Origin of the sequence: Teichococcus coralli, assembly GCF_009829925.1 — a bacterium.
GTDB classification, from domain to species: domain Bacteria; phylum Pseudomonadota; class Alphaproteobacteria; order Acetobacterales; family Acetobacteraceae; genus Pseudoroseomonas; species Pseudoroseomonas coralli.
Window position 1 is genome coordinate 20,439 of the sequence record NZ_SNVJ01000003.1, and the last position, 18,433, is coordinate 38,871.

The window sequence follows — 18,433 nt, forward strand, 5'->3', positions numbered from 1 at the left end:
GCTACTTCGCGACCCAGTTGTTGAAGCGCTGGTTCAGCTTGTCGAGGTTGTCCAGCCAGAACTGGTCGTTGATCTGCAAGGCGTCCTCGTGGTTTTCCGGCGTGGTCGGCAGGTTGGCCTGCACGGCGGGGGGGATGCTGTCCGCCGCACCCTTGGCGGTCGGGCCGTAGGGGATGCGCTGGGCGAGCTGCGCCTGGCGCTGCGGCTGGGTGGCGAAGTTGATGAAGTCCAGCGCCTTCTGGCGGTTCGGGCTGTCCTTCATGACCACCCAGGAGTCCAGCGTGAAGAGGTTGTTGGTCCAGGTGATGCCGAAGTTGCGGTTGTCGTTCTGGTTGGCGGCGGTGATGCGGCCGTTATAGGCGTCGGTCATCGCCACCTCGCCGCTGGCGAGCAGCTGCGCCGGCTGGCTGCCGCGCTCCCACCAGACGAGGTCGGACTTCAGCGTGTCGAGCTTGCGGAAGGCGCGGTCCACGCCGGCATTGGTGCCGAGCATCTTGTACACCTCGCTCGGCTTCACGCCGTCGGCCAGCAGGGCGATCTCCAGCGTGGTCTTCGGGCCCCGCCGCAGCCCGCGCTTGCCCGGGAACTTCTTGGTGTCGAAGAAGTCGGCCCAGCTCTTCGGCGCCTCCTTCAGCCGCTCCTTGTCGTAGGCCAGCACGAAGGAATACAGGATGGTGCCGACGCCGCACTCGTTCACCGCAGCGGGGATGAAGCGGTCCTTGCCGCCGAGCGCGCCGTAGTCGATGCGCTCGAACAGCCCCTCGTCGCAGCCGAGCAGCAGCTCCTCGCTCTCCACCTGCACCGCGTCCCAGTTGTTGGCGCCGGACTGCACCTTGGCGCGCAGCACGCCGACGCCGCCGTCCCAGGTCTCCTCCAGCAGGCGGGTGTTGGCCTCCTGCTGGAAGGGGCGGAAGAAGATGTCCCGCTGCACGTCCTGGTAGGCCCCGCCCCAGGAAACCACCGTCAGGTCCCGGCCCTGGGCCATCGCCTGTCCGCCCAGCAGCACCGTTCCCAGCGCCAGGGCGGCGCAAAAGCCTCTCCGCAGCATCATGCTCTCCCTCTGCCTTTCCCTCTGCGCCTTGCCCGGCGCTTCCCGCCGCGAGGGTAGTGCCGAGGGATGCGGGTTGCGAAGAGGGTTTTCAGGCCGCGTAGGCCAGCGCATGCGCCGCCTCCCAGGCCAGCGCGGCGGGACCGCCGATGGCGGGAAGCTGCCCGCCGCCGACCGGCCGCTTCACCAGCACCTCCCCACGAGCCTCGTCCCCCTGGCCGAGCGCCAGCCGCAGCCGGACATGGTCGCCCTGGAAGATCGCCTCCTGCAGGGTCGCCGCCAGCGCGCCCTCCCCCAGATCCTGCGGCGCCACCGGCGCGACGGCGACCCGCTCCGGCCGGATCGTCACCCAGCAGCGGCTGCCCGGCGGGCCGCAGTCCACCGGGCGGGCGGAAACCTCGGGGCCGCAGTCCAGCGCCACGCGCACCAGGTCGTCCTCCGCCGCCAGCACCTTGCCCGCCAGCCGGTTGTTCTCGCCGACGAAGCCGGCGACGAAGGCATTGGCCGGCCGCTCATAGATCTCGCGCGGCGGCGCGAGCTGGCGGACCAGCCCGCCCTCGAACACCGCGATGCGGTCGGAGAGCGTCAGCGCCTCCGCCTGGTCGTGCGTCACATACATCATGGTCAGGCCGAGCCGCTGGTGCAGCGCGCGGATCTCGTACTGCATCTCCTCGCGCAGCGCCTTGTCGAGCGCGCCCAGCGGCTCGTCCAGCAGCACGATCGGCGGCTCGAAGACCATGGCCCGGGCCAGCGCGATGCGCTGCTGCTGCCCGCCCGAGAGCTGCGCCGGCCGGCGGTCGCCAAAGCCTTCCAGGCGAACCATGGCGAGCGCCCTGGCCACCCGCCCGGCGCGCTCGGCCTTCGGCACGCCGCGCACCTCCAGCGGGAAGCCGACATTCTCGGCGACGCTCATGTGCGGGAACAGCGCGTAGGACTGGAACACCACGCCGATGCCCCGCTTGTGCGGCGGCAGGCGGGCGATGTCGCGCCCCTCCAGCAGGATATGGCCCTCGCTCGGCTGCTCGAAGCCGGCCAGCATCATCAGCGTGGTGGTCTTGCCCGAGCCGGAGGGGCCGAGCAGGGTCAGCAGCTCGCCACGCTCCACCGCCAGGTCGAGCTGCCGCACGGCATAGCCCGACGCCGCCGGCCCATAGGCCTTGCGCACCCCCTCGAACCGGACCAGCGGCTCCGCCATCGCCCACTCCTTCGCGTTCCGGCACGCTGCATCGGGTCGTCCGGGCGGGGTTGTCAACCGGGCGCCGCACCGCGAGGGTGGGCGCGAGAGAACCGGAGGACAAGCATGGCCGAAGCGGATGCCACCCTGATCGCCACGCGCGATGGCGCGGTGGGGCGGCTGCTGATGAACCGCCCGCGCGCCCTGAACGCGCTGGACCTGGCGATGATCGACGGCATGGCCGCCGCGATCGCCGCCTGGCGCGAGGACCCGTCCCTGCGGCTGGTGCTGCTGGAAGGCGCCGGCGGCCGCGCCTTCTGCGCCGGCGGCGACGTGCGTCGGGTGCGCGAGCAGGTGCTGGCCGGGGACCACGCGGCGGTGGAGGCCTTTTTCAGCCATGAATACGGGGTGAACGGCGGCATCGCCGCCTTTCCGCGCCCCTGGGTCAGCCTGATCGACGGCGTCTGCATGGGCGGCGGCATCGGCGTCGCGGTGCATGGCAGCCACCGCATCGTCACCGAGCATGCCATGCTCGCCATGCCGGAAACGGCGATCGCCCTCTTCCCCGATGTCGGCACCAGCTACGTGCTGCCGCGCCTGGCGGGCGGGCTGGGGCGCTGGCTGGCGCTGACCGGCGCGCGGCTGAACGGCGCCGAGGCGGTGGAGGCCGGGCTGGCGACGCACTTCGTCCCGCGCGAGCGGCTGGAGGCCCTGCGCGCCGCGCTGCTGGCGGAAGGCGATGCGAAGGTGGTGGAGCGCTTCGCCGAGCCGGTGGCGCCCGGCCGGATCGCCGCCCTGCGCCCGGCCATCGACCGCTGCTTCGCGCATGACACCCGCGCCGCCATCGAGTCGGCCCTGCGGAAGGAGGACAGCGACAAGGAGAGCAGCGACAAGGAGGGCAGCGGCTGGGCGCGCGAGCAGCTCGCCATCCTGGAGCATGTCTCGCCGACCAGCGTGGCGGTGACGCTGGAACTGCTGAGGCGCGGCGCGACGCTGCCCCTGCCGGCCTGCCTGGAGATGGAGCTTTCGCTCACCCGTGGCGTCACCCGCCACCCCGACTTCGCCGAGGGTGTGCGCGCCGTGCTGGTGGACAAGGACAACGCGCCGCGCTGGCAGCCGGCGGCGGACCCGGTCAGCCTGTTCGGCTGAGCCTGCCGGGCCGGGCGTCGGCCAGCGCCACCAGCAGGGCGGCGAGCGAAAGGCCGAGCCCGGCGCCGAACACGGCGGCATGGCTGTCCCCGGTGGCGTGGAACAGCGCCGCCAGGGCGAAGCCGGTGCCGGACTGGGCCAGCGCGTAGATCGCGGTGGCCCGCACCCAGAGCAGGCCCGCGGCCTGCCCGGCCCGCTCCCGCGCGTCGGCGAGCGCCACGGCGGTGGCCCCGATACCGGCGAAGCCGCAAGCCGGCGCGGCCAGCAGAAGCGCCGCGGGGCCGGGCAGCAGGGTGGCGCCCAGCCCGACGACCTGCAGCGCCATCCAGGCCGCCAGCGTCCTCCGCCCGCCGAGGCGCCCGGCGATCCGCCCGCCCATGAGCGTGCCGGCGATGCCCCCCAGCCCGAACAGCACCCAGAGCAGCCCCACCGCCACCACGCCCAGCCCGCGGCCCCGCGCGCCCAGATCGGCCAGGTAGACCATCGGCGCGGTCATGCCGGCGGCCGACAGGCCGTAGGCCAGCAGCAGCGCGCCCGCCCGCGGCACCGGCTGGCCCCGCGGCAGGCGGGTGACCTCGGCGGCCGGCGGGGCCGGCCAGGAGCGGCGCATCGCTCCCCAGATCATCGCGCACAGCGCCGCCAGCCCGAGCCAGCTGCCGATGATTCCGACCGGCCGCAGCGCCGGCACGGCCAGCGCGCCCAGCACCACGCCCGCCCCGACCCCGGCGACGACGATGCCGCCCGCCGCCCCGCGCCGCGCGGGCGCCGTCACCGCCTGCACCGCCGGGCCGGCCAGCGCCATCAGCACGCCCCCCGCCACGCCTGCCAGCCCGCGCCAGAGGCCGAGCCAGGCGACGCCAGCCGGCAGCGCGCAGGCCAGAAAGGCCAGCACGACCAGCGCCATGCCGGCATCCAGCGCCGCCGGCACGCCAAGCCGGCGGCCGAGCCCGCGCCCGCCCAGAACGCCCAGCAGGTAGCCCGTGAAGTTGCAGGCGCCGAGCAGCCCGGCCTCCGCACCGCTCACCCAGCCGGCGGCGACCAGGGCGGGAAACAAGGGCACATAGGCGAAGCGGGCCAGCCCGATGCCGGCGCAAACCGCGCCCGCCCCGGCCAGCGGAACGGCCAAGCCAGGCCGGCTCAAGCGGTGGCCCTAGTCGGCGGGAACCGGGCGGGGATTGTGCTGGGCGGTGCGCAGGGCACGGCGCAGCTTGGAGACGCCCTGCCGGACCTGCCCCTCCTGGCAGAGCTGGACGCCTTCCTCGCCCAGGCTGCGGGCCGGCTCCTGCCGCCCGCGCGGCAGGAGGGCGAGGCGCTGCGCGAGGTCCTCGCAATCCTCCGGGCCCGGGCTGAGCACGCGCAACTCCGCCGCGCCGGCCGGAGCGGCGGCCAGAAAGGCGACGAGCAGGCAAAGATGGCACAGCGGCATGGCGCCCAGTCTGGCCGCCGCACCCCTGCCCGGCGATGGGCTGGGCATGAAGCCTCGGTCATGCGGCGCTGGCCGGCAGGCGGAACAGCACGGCCAGGCCCGGCCGCCTGGGCGGGCCGCCGGCATCGGCGAACCAGATCGTGCCGCCGTGCAGCTGCACGACCGCCCGCACCAGGGAAAGGCCGAGGCCCGAGCCCGGCGTCGTGCGGGCGGCATCGGCGCGAAAAAAGCGCTCGCCCACGCGCGTGCGGTCCTGCACCGAGAGGCCCGGCCCTTCATCGGCCACGCGCACCACCACGGCATCCGGCTCCTGCACGGCGGTCAGGCTGATGGCGCTGCCCGGCGGGCTGAACTTCACGGCATTGTCCAGCAGGTTGGCCAGCACCTGCAGCAGCAGGTCGCGGTCCCCGCCCAGCGGCAGCGGCTCGGGCCAGTCGGTGTGCAGGGTCTGGCCGCGCGCCTCCGCCGATGCGCCATAAAGCTCGGCGGCATCGGCCAGCACCTGCGCGAGGTCAAAGCGCGCGAAGGCGGCGCGGCGGGCGCCGGCCTCCATTTCCGCGATGCGCAGCACCGCCTGGAACACGCGGGTGACGTTGTCGAGGTCGGCAATGCCGCGCTCAATGGCGCCGCGCAGCTCGCCAGGGTCGTCGCTGCCGCCGAGCAGCGCCTCCTCCAACCCGTTGCGGGCCCGGGCGATGGGCGTGCGCAGGTCATGCGCGATGGCGTCCGAGACGCCGCGCACACCGTCCATCAGCTGCGCGATGCGGTCCAGCATGGTGTTCATGCTGGCGCCGAGCCGGTCGAACTCGTCATCGTGCAGGGAAAGCGGCACGCGCGGCGAAAGGTCGCCGCCGGCGATCAGCGCCGCCGTGGCGGAGGCTGGCGCGAGGCGCCGCTCCAGCGCCCGCCGCATCAGCCAGGCGCCCACCAGCGCGAAGACCAGCGCGCTGCCCGCGGCCCAGTAGAGCCCGTCCGTCAGCAGGGCGCGCAGGCGCTGCTTCTCGCCCACCTCGCGGCCGACCGCCAGCTTGCTGCCGTCGGAGAGGTCGAGCACCAGCAGGCGGCCCTCGCCGGGCTGGCCGTCCTCGTGCTGCAGGGTGAGGCTGTACCAGTCCTGGTTCCCCGGGCGCTCCGGCGGCAGCGCCGCCAGGTTGCCGACAACGCGGCTGCCGGCGGCATCCTGCAGCCGGTAGAGGGTCTGCCCCTCCACATCCACCGCCAGGCGCTCCTCGATCGCATCCACCAGCCCCTGCTGGCCGGCATCGCGCCAGCGATCGCTCAGCGCGTGCGCGTCGGCGCGGATGGCGGCGTCCGTCTGGCGCTCCAGCGCCCCGGCGGTGCCCCACCAGAGCACCGCCGCGAAGGCGAGGCCGGCCATCAGGAACATCGCCGCGAAGAGCACGGCGAAGCGGAAACCGGCCGAGGAAAGCAGGCGCCAGAGCGGCCCGGGGTGCTGCTGCCGCCGCCGCGTATGGGGCATCAGGCGCGGGTCACGGCTCGCCGCGGATCATGTAGCCGGCATTGCGCACCGTGTGGATCAGCGGCTTGTCGAACCCCTTGTCCAGCTTCTGCCGCAGGCGGGAGACATGCACGTCGATCACGTTGGTCTGCGGGTCGAAGTGATAGTCCCACACCTTCTCCAGCAGCATGGTGCGGGTGACGACCTGCCCGGCATGGCGCATCAGGTGCTCCAGCAAGCGGAACTCGCGCGGCTGGATGTCGATCTTCTTGCCGCCGCGGGTGACGGTGCGGGAAAGCAGGTCCAGCTCCAGATCCGCCACCTTCAGCCGGGTCGCGGGGGTGTCCACCGCCGGGCGGCGGCCCAGCGCCTCGACGCGCGCCAGCAGCTCGGCGAAGGCGAAGGGCTTCACCAGGTAGTCGTCGCCGCCGGCCTTCAGGCCCTTCACCCGCTCATCCACCCCGGCGAGCGCCGAAAGGAACAGCACAGGAGTGTGGTTGCCCTGGCCGCGCAGCGTCTCGACCAGGCGCACGCCATCCACGCCGCCGGGCAGCATGCGGTCCAGCACCAGCAGGTCGAAGCTCTCGCCGGCGGCCATGAACAGCCCGTCCCGCCCGCTGGCCGCGTGCTCGACGGTGTGACCGGCCTCCTGCAGCCCCTTCTTCACGAAGCGGCCGACCTCGGCATCATCCTCCACCAGCAGAATTCGCATGGTGCCACGCTCCTTGTCCTGTGCGCCGCCCTCCCGCGGGCCGGCAGGGCGGAGGGAGGCGCAGCCGGCGCCAGGATGCCTCGCCGCGCGCCGCCGCGCCAGACCGGGCCTTGCCGTTGCCATTCCCTGCGGGCGGGGCAGCTACCCTTCCGGCCATGCCGCCGCTGCCCCGCCGGGCGAGTTTTTCGCCTGGGTGGCGGCCGAATCGCTGGTGGCGAAGGCGCTGCGGCACCCGTTGATCGCCGAGAAGAAGGCCGAGCCGCGCTGGCTCAAGGCGGCGGGCTATTGGAAGCTCGGGCAGGCCGCGGTGCACGAACAGCATTCCGGGGACTGATCCCGGAGCCCAGGGTGGCGGTTGCCACCCCGGCGGGGGCTTTTTCCAAAGCGGGCGGCGGCGCCCCCTTTGCCGGGTTCAGGCCGGCAACGGATCGTCGGCCAGCACCTGGAGGTGGCCGAGCGAGCAGCGCTCCACCCGTGCCGAGACGCCATAGACCTCCGCCAGCAGCGCGGGCGTCAGGGTCTCCTCCGGCGCGCCTTCCGCACGCACCGCCCCCTGGGACAGCATCACCAGCCGGTCGGCGAAGCGCGCCGCGAGGCCGAGGTCGTGCAGCACCACCACGGTGACCAGCGCCCTCTCACGGGTCAGCGCCTGGACGAGCTGCATGACGGCCAGCTGGTAGCGCAGGTCGAGGGCGCTGGTCGGCTCGTCGAGCAGCAGCACCTCGGGCTGGCGCACCAGGGCCTGGGCGAGCCCGGCCATCTGCCGCTGCCCGCCGGAGAGCCGGTCCAGACCGACCAGCGCGAGATGCGCGATTCCGAGCCGCTCCAGCAGCGCCAGCGCCCGCTCGGCGGCGGCGCGGGCGGAGATGCCGGAGGCGCCGAAGCCGCCCGGGCTGGCCTTCAGCGCGCCCAACAGGGTTTCCAGCACCGTCAGCGCCACGCCCTGCGGCAGGCTCTGCGGCATGTAGGCGATGTGCCGGGCACGGCGCTCCAGCGGCAGGCCCACCATCTCCTGCCCGTCCAGCCGGACCGAGCCGCGCGCCGGCAGCAGCCCGGCGAGGCCGCGCAGCAGGGTGGACTTGCCGGCGCCGTTCGGCCCCACCAGCGCGGTGATGGCGCCCGCCTCCAGCGGCGCGAGGCTGGCCTCCCGCAGCACCGTGCGGCGGCCATAGCCGAGGGTGAGGCCCTGGATCTCCAGCCGCCTCATGCGCGCCGCCCCCGGGTGAAGACCAACACGATGAAGACCGGCACGCCGACCAGCGCGGTAACGATGCCGATCGGCACAAGAAGTCCTGGCACCAGCAGCTTGCTCGCCACCGAGGAGAGCGAGAGCAGCAGCGCCCCGCAAAGCGCCGCGGCGGGCAGGAAGAAGCGGTGGTCCTCGCCCACCAGCAGCCGCGCCGCATGCGGCCCGACCAGCCCGACGAAGCCGATGGTGCCGACAAAGGCCACCGAGACGGCGGAGAGCAGCGAGACGCGCAGCAGCGCACCGTCCCGCAGGCGGCTGGCGTTGACGCCGAAGGAAAGCGCCCGCTCCTCGCCGAGGCGCAGCGCCGTCAGCTTCCAGGCGGCGCGGGCGATGAAGGGGATGACGACGGCCAGCGCGAGGGCGAGGATGCCGATCTTCGGCCAGGTGGCGCGCGCCAGACTGCCCATGGACCAGAAGACGAGTTGCTGCAGCGCCTGCTCGGTGGCGACGAACTGCAACAGCGCCACGGCGGCGTTGAAGGCGAAGACCAGCGCGATGCCGAACAGCACCAGCGCCTCCACCCCCGCCCCGCGCAGGCGCGACAGCGCCCGCAGCAGCATCACCGAGCCGAAGGCGAAGAGGAAGGCGTTGCCGGACAGCAGCCAGGCCTGCGGGACCCACGGCACGCCCACCCCGAGCACGATGGCCAGCGCCGCCCCCAGCGAGGCGGCCGAGGAAACGCCCAGGGTGAAGGGGCTGGCCAGCGGGTTGTTCAGCACCGTCTGCATCTCGGCGCCGGCCAAAGCCAGCGCGGCGCCCACCAGCACGGCCATCACGGCATAGGGCAGCCGCACATCCCAGACAATGACACGCACCGGGCCGCTGGCGGCGGCGGGGTGCAGCAGCACGTCCACCACGTCGGCGAGGCCGAGGCGGGAGGGGCCGGTCGCCACGTCGAGCAGCAGCGAGCCCGCCAGCAGCAGCGCCAGCGCCGCCAGCAGCGCCGAGCGCCGCCAGAGCAGCGCGCGATAGCCCTCGGCCGCACCGGCGGCGGAGACGGACAGGGCCGTCACCTCAGGCTGGCCCAGGAGCGCTGCGGGGCGGCTCGGCGACGGCGGTGCCGGCCCGCAGCACGCCAGCGCGGAGCAGGCAGGGGAGCTTCACCAGGCAAATCTTCCAACGGAGGAACTCATCAGCAACCAATAATCAGTCGCAACTCCAAGACCAACCCCCCTGTTCGCGCCCCAGGCATGTCCCGGCGCAGAATTCCCGGCGAAGTTCCTGCCTCCGGCTCCGCTCAGCCCGCCGAGCCCGGCCGGCGCCCGACCTGCACGGCCATCTCGCGCGGCCGGCCGTCCCGCGTCAGCGTCAGGCGGATGGTCTGGCCCGGCGGCGTCCCCGCCACGCCGCGGATCAGCGCGCGCGAGGTCTCGATGCGCTCCCCGTTCAGCGCGGTGACCACGTCGCCCTGGCGCAGCCCGGCACGGGCGGCGGGGCTGTTGCGCTCGACGTTCTGCACCTGCACGCCGCGGTTGCGCATGCCCGGCCCGGCCTCCTCGCCCGTGTCCTGCACGGCGATCCCCAGCCAGCCGCGCTCCACGCGCCCGTCGCGCCGGAGCTGGTCGATCACGCCGCGCGCCAGGTCGGAGGGTGTGGCGAAGCCGATGCCGGCCGAGGCGCCGGTGGGCGAGAAGATGGCGGTGTTGATGCCGATGACCTCGCCCGCCGCGTTGAACAACGGGCCGCCCGAGTTGCCGGGATTGATGGCGGCGTCGGTCTGGATGAAGTCGTCGAAGGGCCCGGCGCCGATCTCCCGCCCGCGCGCCGAGACGATGCCCGAGGTCACGGTGCCCCCCAGGCCGAAGGGGTTGCCGGCCGCCAGCACCCACTGCCCGACGCGCAGCTCGGCGGAGGCACCCCAGGGCACGGAGGGCAGCGGCCTCGGCGCCTCCACCCGCAGAAGGGCGAGGTCGGTCAGGTCGTCGGTGCCGACCACATGGGCGGGCAGTTCCGTGCCGTCCTGCAGCGAAACCACCACCCGCACGGCGTTGCCGACCACGTGGTTGTTGGTGACGATGAAGCCGGCCGGGTCAACAATGAAGCCGGAGCCGGCCCCCTGCACCTGCTGCTTCCCGCGCCGCTCGCGGAAGTAGCGCTCGAACGGCGTGCCGCGCAGCTCGGGCGGGATCTGGGTCGTGGTCTGCTCGGAGAGCACGGCGATGTTGACCACGGCCGGCAGCACCGCCTCGGCCAGGTCGGCGAAGTCCGGCACCGCGCTGCGGGCGCCGCGCTGCGCCATGGCCGTGGGCGCCTGGCAGGCGGAAAGCACCGCCAGGCTGAGGAAGCCGGACATCACCATGCGGCGGGAGGCGGGGGTCGGGCGGGTCATTCCATCATCCATCGGCCGGGGTGCGGGAGCCTGGGGGGGCATGTGCGTTGCAGATTTGCAGCAGGAGCGGCGAAGGCAAGGCCTTTAGGTGCCGCGCGCCGGCTCCTCCGGCCAGTCGTGCTTGGGATAGCGGCCGCGCATCTCCTTGCGCACCTCCGCCCAGGCGCCGCGCCAGAAGCCCGGCAGGTCGGCGGTGACGGCGATCGGCCGCCCGGCGGGAGAGAGCAGCGCCACCTGCAAAGGGATGCGCCCCTCGGCCAGCGGCGGCAGGGTGGCGAGGCCGAACAGCCATTGCGCCCGCGCCTCCAGCCGCGGCACCTCGCCGGTGTAGTCGATGGCGGCGCTGCGCCCGCCGGGCAGCGCCACGCGCGGCGGCAGGGCGGCGTCCAGCCGCTTCTGCAGGGCGTGCGGCAGCAGGCCGCGCAGGACCGCCACGGCGTCCAGCCCGCGCAACGCGGAAAGCTTTGTCATCCCGGAGAGCCAGGGGGCAAGCCAGGCCCCCTCCTCCGCGGCCAGGGCCGTATCTGAGACATCCGGCCATTCGCCGCCCTCGGTGCGGTGCATCCAGCCCATGCGGGCGCGGGTCTGGCGGGCGGCTTCGGTCCAGTCGAGGTCACGGAAGCCGCGCGCGGCCGCGGCGGCGGCCAGCGCGGAGGCGACGGCGGCCGGATCGGCGTGCGGCAGGGTCGCCTCCTCCAGCACCAGCGGGCCAAGCCGCAGGCGGCGCCGCGCCACCACGGCATTGGCGCGCGGATCGAAGGCGGCGCCCTCCTCGCGCACCAGCCGCCCGGGAAAGGCGGCTTCCAGCGCCTCGCGGGTCAGCGGCGCGGCCATGCGGATGCGCGCCTCGGTGCCCAGCAGTTCGAGATCCGCCACCGCCAGCAGCGGCGCCTTGCCGAGCGGATCGGTGGCCGGCAGGCGGGCCCCCTGGCCCGAGGCGATGCGGAAGGCGCCGGCCATGCTGCCGCGCCGGGCGGCGATGCGGTCGGGAAAGCCGGCGGCCAGCAACAGCCCGGCATCGCCCTCCGCCTCCACCCCGCCGGGCACGCCGAGCCGGCGCCGGTGCAGCGTCACCGCGCGGCGGATGCGGCCGAGCGCGCCGCGGTCCGCGTTCGGATCGTCGGCGCCGTGCAGAAGGTCGAGGCGCAGCTGGATGTCGGAGGGCGCCTCGCGGCCACGAATGGGGTCGCGCTCCTCCAGCAGGGCGGCGAGTTCGGCGGCCAGCGCCGCCGCCTCGGGCGTTTCCGTCGCCGCCATCATCCGGGCGAGGCGCGGATGCGTTCCCAGCCGCGCCATGCGCCGGCCCATGGGCGTGATGCGCCCTCCGGTATCCAGCGCATCAAGGTCGCGCAGCAGGGCGCGGGCGGCGGCCATGGCGCCGGCCGGCGGCGGGTCCAGAAAGGCCATCTCCGCCGGCTCGGCGCCCCAGGCGGCGCAGTCCAGCGCCAGGCCGGAGAGCTCGCTCTCCAGGATCTCTGGCCGGTCGGCCTGCGGCAGGCCGCGGTGCAGCGCCTCCGTCCAGAGCCGGATGGCGACACCCGGCTCGGTGCGCCCGGCGCGGCCGGCGCGCTGCTCGGCGGCGGCGCGCGAGATGCGGACGGTGGCCAGGCGCGAGAGGCCGGTCGCCGGATCGAGCCGTGGCGCGCGGCGGAAGCCGCCATCCACCACGATGCGCACCCCCGGCACGGTCAGCGAGGTCTCGGCGATGGAGGTGGCCAGCACCACCTTGCGCCGGGAGGACGGGTTCAGCGCCTTGTCCTGCTCGGCCGGCGGCAGCTCGCCATGCAGCGGCAGCACCTCGGCCGCGACGCCGCCCAGCCGCTCGGCGGTGCGGCGGATCTCGCCCCAGCCCGGCAGGAAGGCCAGCACGTCGCCGGGGTGCTCGGCGAGCGCGGCGCGGATGGCGCCGGCCATGGCCTCGGGCAGGTCGCGCGGGTCCTGGAGGTCGCGCGGGCGGTGCTGGATGACGACCGGATGCGCCCGCCCCAGGCTCTCCACCACCGGCGCGTCGCCGAGCAATCGGGCAAAGCCCTCCGCCTCGATGGTGGCGGACATGGCGAGCAGCCGCAGCTCCGGCCGCAGCGCGTGCTGCAGGTCCAGGCAGAGGGCCAGGGCGAGGTCGGTGTCGAGGTTGCGCTCATGCGCCTCGTCGAACAGCACCGCCGCGACACCCTCCAACCCGGGGTCGGACTGCAATCGGCGGACCAGCAGCCCCTCGGTGACCACCTCGACGCGCGTGGCCTCCGAAACCGCCCGGTCCAACCGGGTGACGACGCCCACGGTGCGCCCCAACGGCTCCCCCAGCAGCTCGGACATCCGTCGGGCGGCGGCGCGGGCGGCGACGCGGCGCGGCTCCAGCACCAGGATCTTGCCGCCCTCGGCCCAGGGCTCGTCCTTCAGCAGCAGCGGCACCAGGGTGGTCTTGCCAGCGCCGGGCGGCGCCACGAGCACGGCGTTGCTGCCGGCGCGCAGGGCCGCGGCCAGGCGCGGCAGGGCCTCGGTGACGGGAAGCTCGGGCAGCAGCGGCGAAACATGGTCCATGCCCGCCCCTCTAGCGCATCGGCGGGGGGTCCGCAGCCGCGCAACGCTTCGTCACCGGGCGGGGCTTTCCCCGGGAGGGGAAATCGGCTTTCAGTGCGCCATGCTGCGCGCGCTGATCCCCGCCCTCGCCCTGCTCGCCCTCGCCGGCCCGGCCCGGGCGCTGGAAAGCGCGCCGGTGCGCTCCGAGCGCGCCACCATGACGCTCGCCGCCGAGGTGGACGCCGTCGCCCCCGGCCAGTCCTTTCGCCTCGGGCTGCGCCAGGTGCTGGCGCCCGGCTGGCACACCTACTGGCGCAATGCGGGCGATGCCGGCGCCCCGCCGGAGATCAGCTTCACCGCGCCCGACGGCACAAAGACCACCGGCTTCGACTGGCCGGCGCCGCAGCGCATCCCCTTCGGGCCGCTGGTGAACTACGGCTACGAGGGCCATGTGCTGCTGCCGCTGACGGTAACCCCGCCCGCGAGCCTGAAGCCCGGCGATGTCTTCACCCTGGAGGCACAGGCCAACTGGCTGGTCTGCGAGCAGGTCTGCGTCCCGGAGGAGGGCAGCTTCCGGCTCGACTTCCCGGCGGAGGCCGCCCCCCGCCCCGACCCCGCACTCGCCGAAGCCTTCCGCGAGGCCGAGGCCGCCCTGCCCCGCCCCTCCCCCTGGAAGGCCAGCCTGGGCTTTGACGGGCAGAAGGGCGCCCTGCGGCTGGACGGCACCGACCTGACCCCCGCCACCATCCGCGCGGCCGGCTTCTTTCCCGCCGCGCCGACCGTGCTGAACCACGCCGCGCCGCAGCCGATGACGGCATCGGACGGCGCCCTCCGGCTCGGCCTGGAACGCGGCGCCGTTCCCCTGCCGCCCGGCCCGGTGGAGGGCGTGGTGGTGCTGACCGACGCCGCCGGCGGCCGCAGCGCCTTCAGCATTTCCGCGACGCCCGGCGCCGTGCCCACCGCCCTCGCGGCTTCCGCCTCCGCCGGCCCCGGACTGTGGCAGGCGGCGCTGCTGGCGGCGCTTGGCGGCCTGATCCTGAACCTGATGCCCTGCGTGTTTCCCATCCTGGCGATGAAGGCCATGGCCCTGGCCCGCCTTTCCGGCGCGGCGCGCGGCGAGGTGCGCGGCCACGCAGCCAGCTACACCGCCGGCGTGCTGCTCTGCTTCCTGGCCCTGGCCGGGCTGCTGCTGGCGCTGCGCGCGGGCGGCGTCGTGGCCGGATGGGGCTTCCAGTTCACCGCCCCGGCCTTCGTGGCCGGCATGAGCTGGCTGATGCTGGCCGTCGGCCTGAACCTGGCGGGCGTGTTCCAGGTCGGCGGAGCGGTGGGGGCCGGTGCCGGGCTGGCGGCGCGCGGCGGGCATCTTGGCAGCTTCGCCACCGGCGGGCTGGCGGTGCTGGTGGCCACGCCCTGCACCGCGCCCTTCATGGCCACCGCCATCGGGGCGGCGCTGAGCATGCCGCCCGCCGCCACCCTGGCCATCTTCGCGGCCATGGGCCTCGGCATGGCCGCGCCCTACGCGCTGCTCGCCCTTGCGCCGGGGCTGGCCCGCCTGCTGCCGCGTCCCGGCACCTGGATGGAGCGGCTGAAGGAGCTCCTGGCCTTCCCGATGTTTGGCGCCGCGCTCTGGCTGCTCTGGGTGCTGGCGCAGCAGGTCGGGCCGGAGGGGCTGGCGGCGGCGCTGGCCGGGGCGCTCGCGGTCGGCTTCGCCGCCTGGGCCTGGGGCACGGCGCAGCGCGCGCGGACGCCGCGCGGGCGCTGGCTGGGGCGGGCCGGCGGGACGCTGGCGCTGCTGGCGGCGCTTGCGGCGCTTCCCGGGCTCGCGGCTGCGCCCGCCGCCCGCCCCGGCGCCCTGGCCGCCGCGGGGAATGGCGCCGAACCCTGGTCAGCCGCGCGCCTCGCCGCCCTGCGCGCGGAAGGCCGCCCCGTCTTCGTCAACCTGACCGCCGCCTGGTGCATCACCTGCAAGGTGAACGAGCGCGTGGCGCTGGACACCGAGGCGGTGCGCGCCGCCTTCGCGCGCCAGGGCGTCGCCTACCTCAAGGGCGACTGGACGGACGGCAACGCCACCCTCGCCGCCGTGCTGCGCGCGCATGGCCGGGCCGGCGTGCCGCTTTACCTCCTCTACCCGCCCGGCGGCGGCGAGCCCGCGGTGCTGCCGCAGATCCTGACCGAAGGCATCATGCTGCGCGCCCTCGGCGCGGACCCGGCCTGAGGCCAGCCCCGCCCCGCCCGGCTGCCCGTTTCCCAAGGGGCGGCGGAAGGCGGCCCGGATTGCATTCCGGTCATGAAATCCCCGGCCTACGCGCAGGAACCACCGCTCGCGAACCGCGTTCTTTGCGCGGAGCAGCATCCCTCCTGCTGAACCGATCGCGCCGCCTGTCCTTCAAGGACGTGTGTTTCGCATACATTTTTGTTCGTATGTCACAGGCTCCGTCTGCCGGAAGAACCTGCGCGCCGAGTGACGAGGATTTCCAGTGGCTGATCACGAGCAGGGCGCGCATGCGGCGCCGGTCGCCGACAAGCGGCATGCCTTCGGGCGCAACACTCATGCCGGCCGTTCCCGTTCCGCCGTGGCCGCCGCGCCCGCGTCGGAAGACGCGCCGCCCGCGGAGGGCAGGCCCCGCAGCCGCGACAACAGCGACAGCGGCCAGGAGGATCGGCGGAATGGCGCTTCCCGCCAAACGGATGAGCGCGATCACCAGGACCAGCGTGACCCTGACGACGACGGCGGGCAGGACGGTGACAAGGGCCGCAAGCGTCCCGGCCGCCTGCCGCTGATCATCGGCGGCATCGTGCTGGCGCTCGCGATCCTCGGCGGCGCCTGGTACTGGTGGAGCCATCGCGATCTCGAGTCCACCGACGACGCCTATACCGAGGGCCGCGCCATCGCCGTCGCGCCCAAGATCTCCGGCTACGTCGCCGAGCTGGCGGTGAAGGACAACCAGCTCGTCCATGCCGGCGACCTGCTGCTGCGCATCGACGCCAGCGATCTCACCGCCCAGCGCAACCAGGCGCGCGCCAACCTCCAGCTCGCGCGCGCCCAGCTCGATGCCGCGCAGGTGCAGCTGGAGGTGGCGCGGGTGCGCGCGCCGGCACAGCTGCAACAGGCGGAGGCGCAACTGAAGGCGGCGCAGGCCAGCCAGGCGCAGGCCGAGGCCGAGTACCGCCGCCAGCGCCGCGTGGACCCGCGCGCCACCACGCAGTCCAGCATCGACACCGCCAATGCCCAACTTCAGGCGCAGACGGCGAACGTCGCCCAGGCCGAGGCGCAGCTCCGCATCGCCAAGCTGATCGAGCAGGACATCGAGCTGGCCCAGGCGGCGGTCGAGCAGCGCAAGGCGCAGGTCGCGCAGGCCGAGGCACAGCTCAACGAGGCCGAGACCATGCTCTCCTATGCCGTGCTACGCGCGCCGCAGGATGGCTGGGTGACCCGGCGCAACGTCGAGCAGGGCGGCTTCGTGCAGCCCGGCAGTACCTTGATGAACCTCGTCACGCCCGACCTCTGGGTGACCGCCAACTTCAAGGAGACGCAGCTCACCGCGATGCAGCCCGGCCAGCCGGTGACGATCGAGGTGGACGCCTATCCCGACCTGGAGCTGCGCGGCCATGTGGACAGCATCCAGCGCGGCAGCGGCGCGCGCTTCAGCGCCTTTCCGGCCGAGAACGCCACCGGCAACTTCGTCAAGATCGTCCGCCGCGTGCCGGTGAAGATCATCATCGACAGCGGCCTGCCAAAGGACGAGCCGCTGCCGCTCGGCCTTTCCGTCGTGCCGACGGTGAAGCTGGAATGAGCGGCTCCGTCGGCAAGGGCTGGCGGCCTGCCGCCAATCCCTGGGTCATCACCCTGGTGGTGACCATGGCCGCCTTCATGGAGGTGCTCGACACCACCATCGTCAACGTCTCGCTGCCGCACATCGCCGGCAGCATGTCGGTCAGCAACGACGAAAGCACCTGGGCGCTGACCACCTACCTCGTGGCCAACGGCATCGTGCTGACCATCTCCGGATCGCTCAGCCGCATGATCGGGCGCAAGCGCTACTTCGTCATCTGCATCAGCGTCTTCACCGCCGCCTCGCTCGGCTGCGGCATGGCCACCGAGTTCTGGCAACTCCTCCTGTTCCGCGCCCTCCAGGGCTTCTTTGGCGGCGGCCTGCAGCCGACGCAGCAGGCCATCATCCTCGACACCTTTCCGCCGGAGCGGCGCGGCACCGCCTTCTCCGTCACCGCCATCGCCATCGTCGTGGCGCCGATCCTCGGGCCGGTGCTGGGCGGGTACCTCACCGACACCTATTCCTGGCACTGGATCTTCCTGATCAACGTGCCGATCGGCGTGCTGACGGTGTTTGGCGTGCTGCAGGTGGTGGAGGACCCGCCCTGGGTGGAGGAGGAGCAGTCCCGCCCCTTCCGCTTCGACTATGTGGGGCTTGGCTTCATCGTGCTGGCGCTGGGTGGCATGGAGCTGGCGCTCGACCGCGGCGAGAACTACGACTGGCTGGACTCCGACTTCATCCGCAAGGCGGCGCTGGTCTCGGCCGTCGGCTATGTCGGCGGCGTCTACTGGCTGCTTTACGCGCGCAACCCCATCGTGGACCTCCGGGTCTTCAAGGACCGCAACTTCTCCGTCGGCTGCGCCGCCATCGGCCTGATGGGCTTCGTGCTCTACGCCTCGGCGGTGCTGATCCCGCAGATGGCGCAGCAGCAGCTCGGCTACAACGCAACCTGGTCCGGCCTGGTGCTGGCACCGGGCGCGGTGCTGCTGGTGATGCTGATTCCCGTCACCGGCAAGCTGATGAGCTTCATGCCCGCGAAGTACCTGGTGGCCTTCGGCGGCCTCTGCCTCAGCGCCGCGCTCTACTATTCGCAAGGTCTGACGCCGGACATCGACTATGCCGAGCTGGCCATCATGCGCGCGGCGCAGACGGTGGGCCTCGCCTTCCTCTTCGTGCCGATCAGCACCATCGCCTATGCCACCCTGCCGCGCGCGCTGAACGGCGACGCCACCGCGCTCTTCACCATGATCCGCAACGTGATGGGCTCGGTGGGGATTTCGGTCTCGACCGCGCTCGTCACCAACCACGAGCAGATCCGCACGAGCTACCTCGCCGAATACATGACGCCGCTCTACCAGCCCTTCAACACGACGCTGCAGCAGATCGAGCAGGCGCTGATCGACCACGGCTACTCCGCCGCCGCCGCCGGGCAGCTTGCCATGGGGCAGATGGCGCAGATGCTGCGGGAGCAGGTGGCCATCCTGGCCTATTCCGACACCTTCAGGATCACCGCGGCGCTGGCGCTGCTGATCGTGCCGCTCGCCTTCCTGTTCACGGGCCAGAAGGTCCAGGGCGGCGGCGGGGGACATTGAGT

At 73.5% G+C, this 18,433-nt stretch carries 15 protein-coding genes; 5 read left to right on the top strand and 10 right to left on the bottom strand.

What is annotated here, in order from left to right:
* Position 1 precedes the first annotated feature (1 nt).
* Together E0493_RS04080 and E0493_RS04085 are read right to left on the bottom strand one after the other, a co-directional pair.
* Positions 2-1,048 (bottom strand): ABC transporter substrate-binding protein, encoded by a 1,047-nt coding sequence (locus E0493_RS04080; RefSeq protein ID WP_160935659.1) that lies wholly within the window; start codon positions 1,046-1,048, stop codon positions 2-4.
* A 91-nt stretch (positions 1,049-1,139) separates the two neighbouring features.
* On the bottom strand, positions 1,140-2,243 hold the full coding sequence (locus E0493_RS04085) for an ABC transporter ATP-binding protein (protein WP_160935660.1): 1,104 nt from the start codon (positions 2,241-2,243) through the stop codon (positions 1,140-1,142).
* 105 nt (positions 2,244-2,348) lie between these two features.
* Here E0493_RS04085 and E0493_RS04090 point away from each other — a divergent pair, with 105 nt between their 5' ends.
* On the top strand, positions 2,349-3,371 hold the full coding sequence (locus tag E0493_RS04090; protein WP_160935661.1) for an enoyl-CoA hydratase/isomerase family protein: 1,023 nt from the start codon (positions 2,349-2,351) through the stop codon (positions 3,369-3,371).
* Here E0493_RS04090 and E0493_RS04095 read toward each other — a convergent pair.
* From E0493_RS04095 to E0493_RS04110, 4 genes are read right to left on the bottom strand one after another with little or no spacing between them, the layout of a single operon-like run.
* Positions 3,355-4,497: a YbfB/YjiJ family MFS transporter gene (locus E0493_RS04095; protein ID WP_160935662.1), complete on the bottom strand. Its 1,143-nt coding sequence runs from the start codon at positions 4,495-4,497 to the stop codon at positions 3,355-3,357. The two genes, E0493_RS04090 and E0493_RS04095, sit on opposite strands and share 17 nt — an antisense overlap.
* A gap of 24 nt (positions 4,498-4,521) precedes the next feature.
* Entirely contained in the window at positions 4,522-4,845 is a 324-nt protein-coding gene (locus tag E0493_RS04100; RefSeq protein ID WP_160935663.1) for a hypothetical protein, read from the bottom strand.
* A 10-nt stretch (positions 4,846-4,855) separates the two neighbouring features.
* Complete coding sequence (locus E0493_RS04105; protein ID WP_160935664.1) at positions 4,856-6,277, bottom strand: sensor histidine kinase; 1,422 nt, start codon at positions 6,275-6,277, stop codon at positions 4,856-4,858.
* A 10-nt stretch (positions 6,278-6,287) separates the two neighbouring features.
* Positions 6,288-6,968, bottom strand: coding sequence for a winged helix-turn-helix domain-containing protein (locus E0493_RS04110; protein ID WP_160935665.1), 681 nt, complete (start codon positions 6,966-6,968; stop codon positions 6,288-6,290).
* Here E0493_RS04110 and E0493_RS04115 point away from each other — a divergent pair.
* On the top strand, positions 6,967-7,302 hold the full coding sequence (locus E0493_RS04115) for an SIP domain-containing protein (protein WP_160935666.1): 336 nt from the start codon (positions 6,967-6,969) through the stop codon (positions 7,300-7,302). The genes E0493_RS04110 and E0493_RS04115 overlap by 2 nt on opposite strands.
* Before the next feature lie 78 nt (positions 7,303-7,380).
* On the opposite strand, the gene E0493_RS04120 is transcribed toward E0493_RS04115, so the two are convergent.
* From E0493_RS04120 to hrpB, 4 genes are all read right to left on the bottom strand, one after another.
* Positions 7,381-8,175, bottom strand: a complete 795-nt coding sequence (locus E0493_RS04120) for an ABC transporter ATP-binding protein (RefSeq protein ID WP_160935667.1) — start codon at positions 8,173-8,175, stop codon at positions 7,381-7,383.
* Positions 8,172-9,230, bottom strand: coding sequence for a FecCD family ABC transporter permease (locus E0493_RS04125; protein ID WP_160935668.1), 1,059 nt, complete (start codon positions 9,228-9,230; stop codon positions 8,172-8,174). The genes E0493_RS04120 and E0493_RS04125 overlap by 4 nt, the downstream gene beginning before the upstream one ends.
* A 224-nt stretch (positions 9,231-9,454) precedes the next feature.
* Positions 9,455-10,546: a trypsin-like peptidase domain-containing protein gene (locus E0493_RS04130; RefSeq protein WP_160935669.1), complete on the bottom strand. Its 1,092-nt coding sequence runs from the start codon at positions 10,544-10,546 to the stop codon at positions 9,455-9,457.
* Positions 10,547-10,630: 84 nt separating this feature from the next.
* Entirely contained in the window at positions 10,631-13,087 is a 2,457-nt protein-coding gene (gene hrpB, locus E0493_RS04135) for an ATP-dependent helicase HrpB (RefSeq protein WP_160935670.1), read from the bottom strand.
* Between the two features lie 100 nt (positions 13,088-13,187).
* Between hrpB and E0493_RS04140 the strand changes: the two genes are divergently transcribed.
* The 3 genes from E0493_RS04140 (at position 13,188) to E0493_RS04150 (ending at position 18,431) form a co-directional block, all read left to right on the top strand.
* A complete protein-coding gene (locus E0493_RS04140; protein WP_235913589.1) occupies positions 13,188-15,281 on the top strand; it encodes a protein-disulfide reductase DsbD family protein in 2,094 nt (697 codons plus the stop codon).
* A gap of 262 nt (positions 15,282-15,543) precedes the next feature.
* Complete coding sequence (locus tag E0493_RS04145) at positions 15,544-16,860, top strand: HlyD family secretion protein (protein ID WP_367614452.1); 1,317 nt, start codon at positions 15,544-15,546, stop codon at positions 16,858-16,860.
* Positions 16,857-18,431 (top strand): DHA2 family efflux MFS transporter permease subunit, encoded by a 1,575-nt coding sequence (locus E0493_RS04150; protein WP_160935671.1) that lies wholly within the window; start codon positions 16,857-16,859, stop codon positions 18,429-18,431. Before E0493_RS04145 ends, E0493_RS04150 begins: the two co-directional genes overlap by 4 nt.
* Positions 18,432-18,433: the final 2 nt, after the last annotated feature.

Coding starts and splice junctions, on each gene's coding strand:
- E0493_RS04080 (WP_160935659.1), bottom strand. CDS start 1,048: ATGCTGCGGAGAGGCTTTTGCGCCGCCCTGGCGCTGGGAACGGTGCTG.
- E0493_RS04085 (WP_160935660.1), bottom strand. CDS start 2,243: ATGGCGGAGCCGCTGGTCCGGTTCGAGGGGGTGCGCAAGGCCTATGGG.
- E0493_RS04090 (WP_160935661.1), top strand. CDS start 2,349: ATGGCCGAAGCGGATGCCACCCTGATCGCCACGCGCGATGGCGCGGTG.
- E0493_RS04100 (WP_160935663.1), bottom strand. CDS start 4,845: ATGCCCAGCCCATCGCCGGGCAGGGGTGCGGCGGCCAGACTGGGCGCC.
- E0493_RS04105 (WP_160935664.1), bottom strand. CDS start 6,277: ATGCCCCATACGCGGCGGCGGCAGCAGCACCCCGGGCCGCTCTGGCGC.
- E0493_RS04115 (WP_160935666.1), top strand. CDS start 6,967: ATGGTGCCACGCTCCTTGTCCTGTGCGCCGCCCTCCCGCGGGCCGGCA.
- E0493_RS04110 (WP_160935665.1), bottom strand. CDS start 6,968: ATGCGAATTCTGCTGGTGGAGGATGATGCCGAGGTCGGCCGCTTCGTG.
- E0493_RS04120 (WP_160935667.1), bottom strand. CDS start 8,175: ATGAGGCGGCTGGAGATCCAGGGCCTCACCCTCGGCTATGGCCGCCGC.
- E0493_RS04130 (WP_160935669.1), bottom strand. CDS start 10,546: ATGACCCGCCCGACCCCCGCCTCCCGCCGCATGGTGATGTCCGGCTTC.
- hrpB (WP_160935670.1), bottom strand. CDS start 13,087: ATGGACCATGTTTCGCCGCTGCTGCCCGAGCTTCCCGTCACCGAGGCC.
- E0493_RS04140 (WP_235913589.1), top strand. CDS start 13,188: ATGCTGCGCGCGCTGATCCCCGCCCTCGCCCTGCTCGCCCTCGCCGGC.
- E0493_RS04150 (WP_160935671.1), top strand. CDS start 16,857: ATGAGCGGCTCCGTCGGCAAGGGCTGGCGGCCTGCCGCCAATCCCTGG.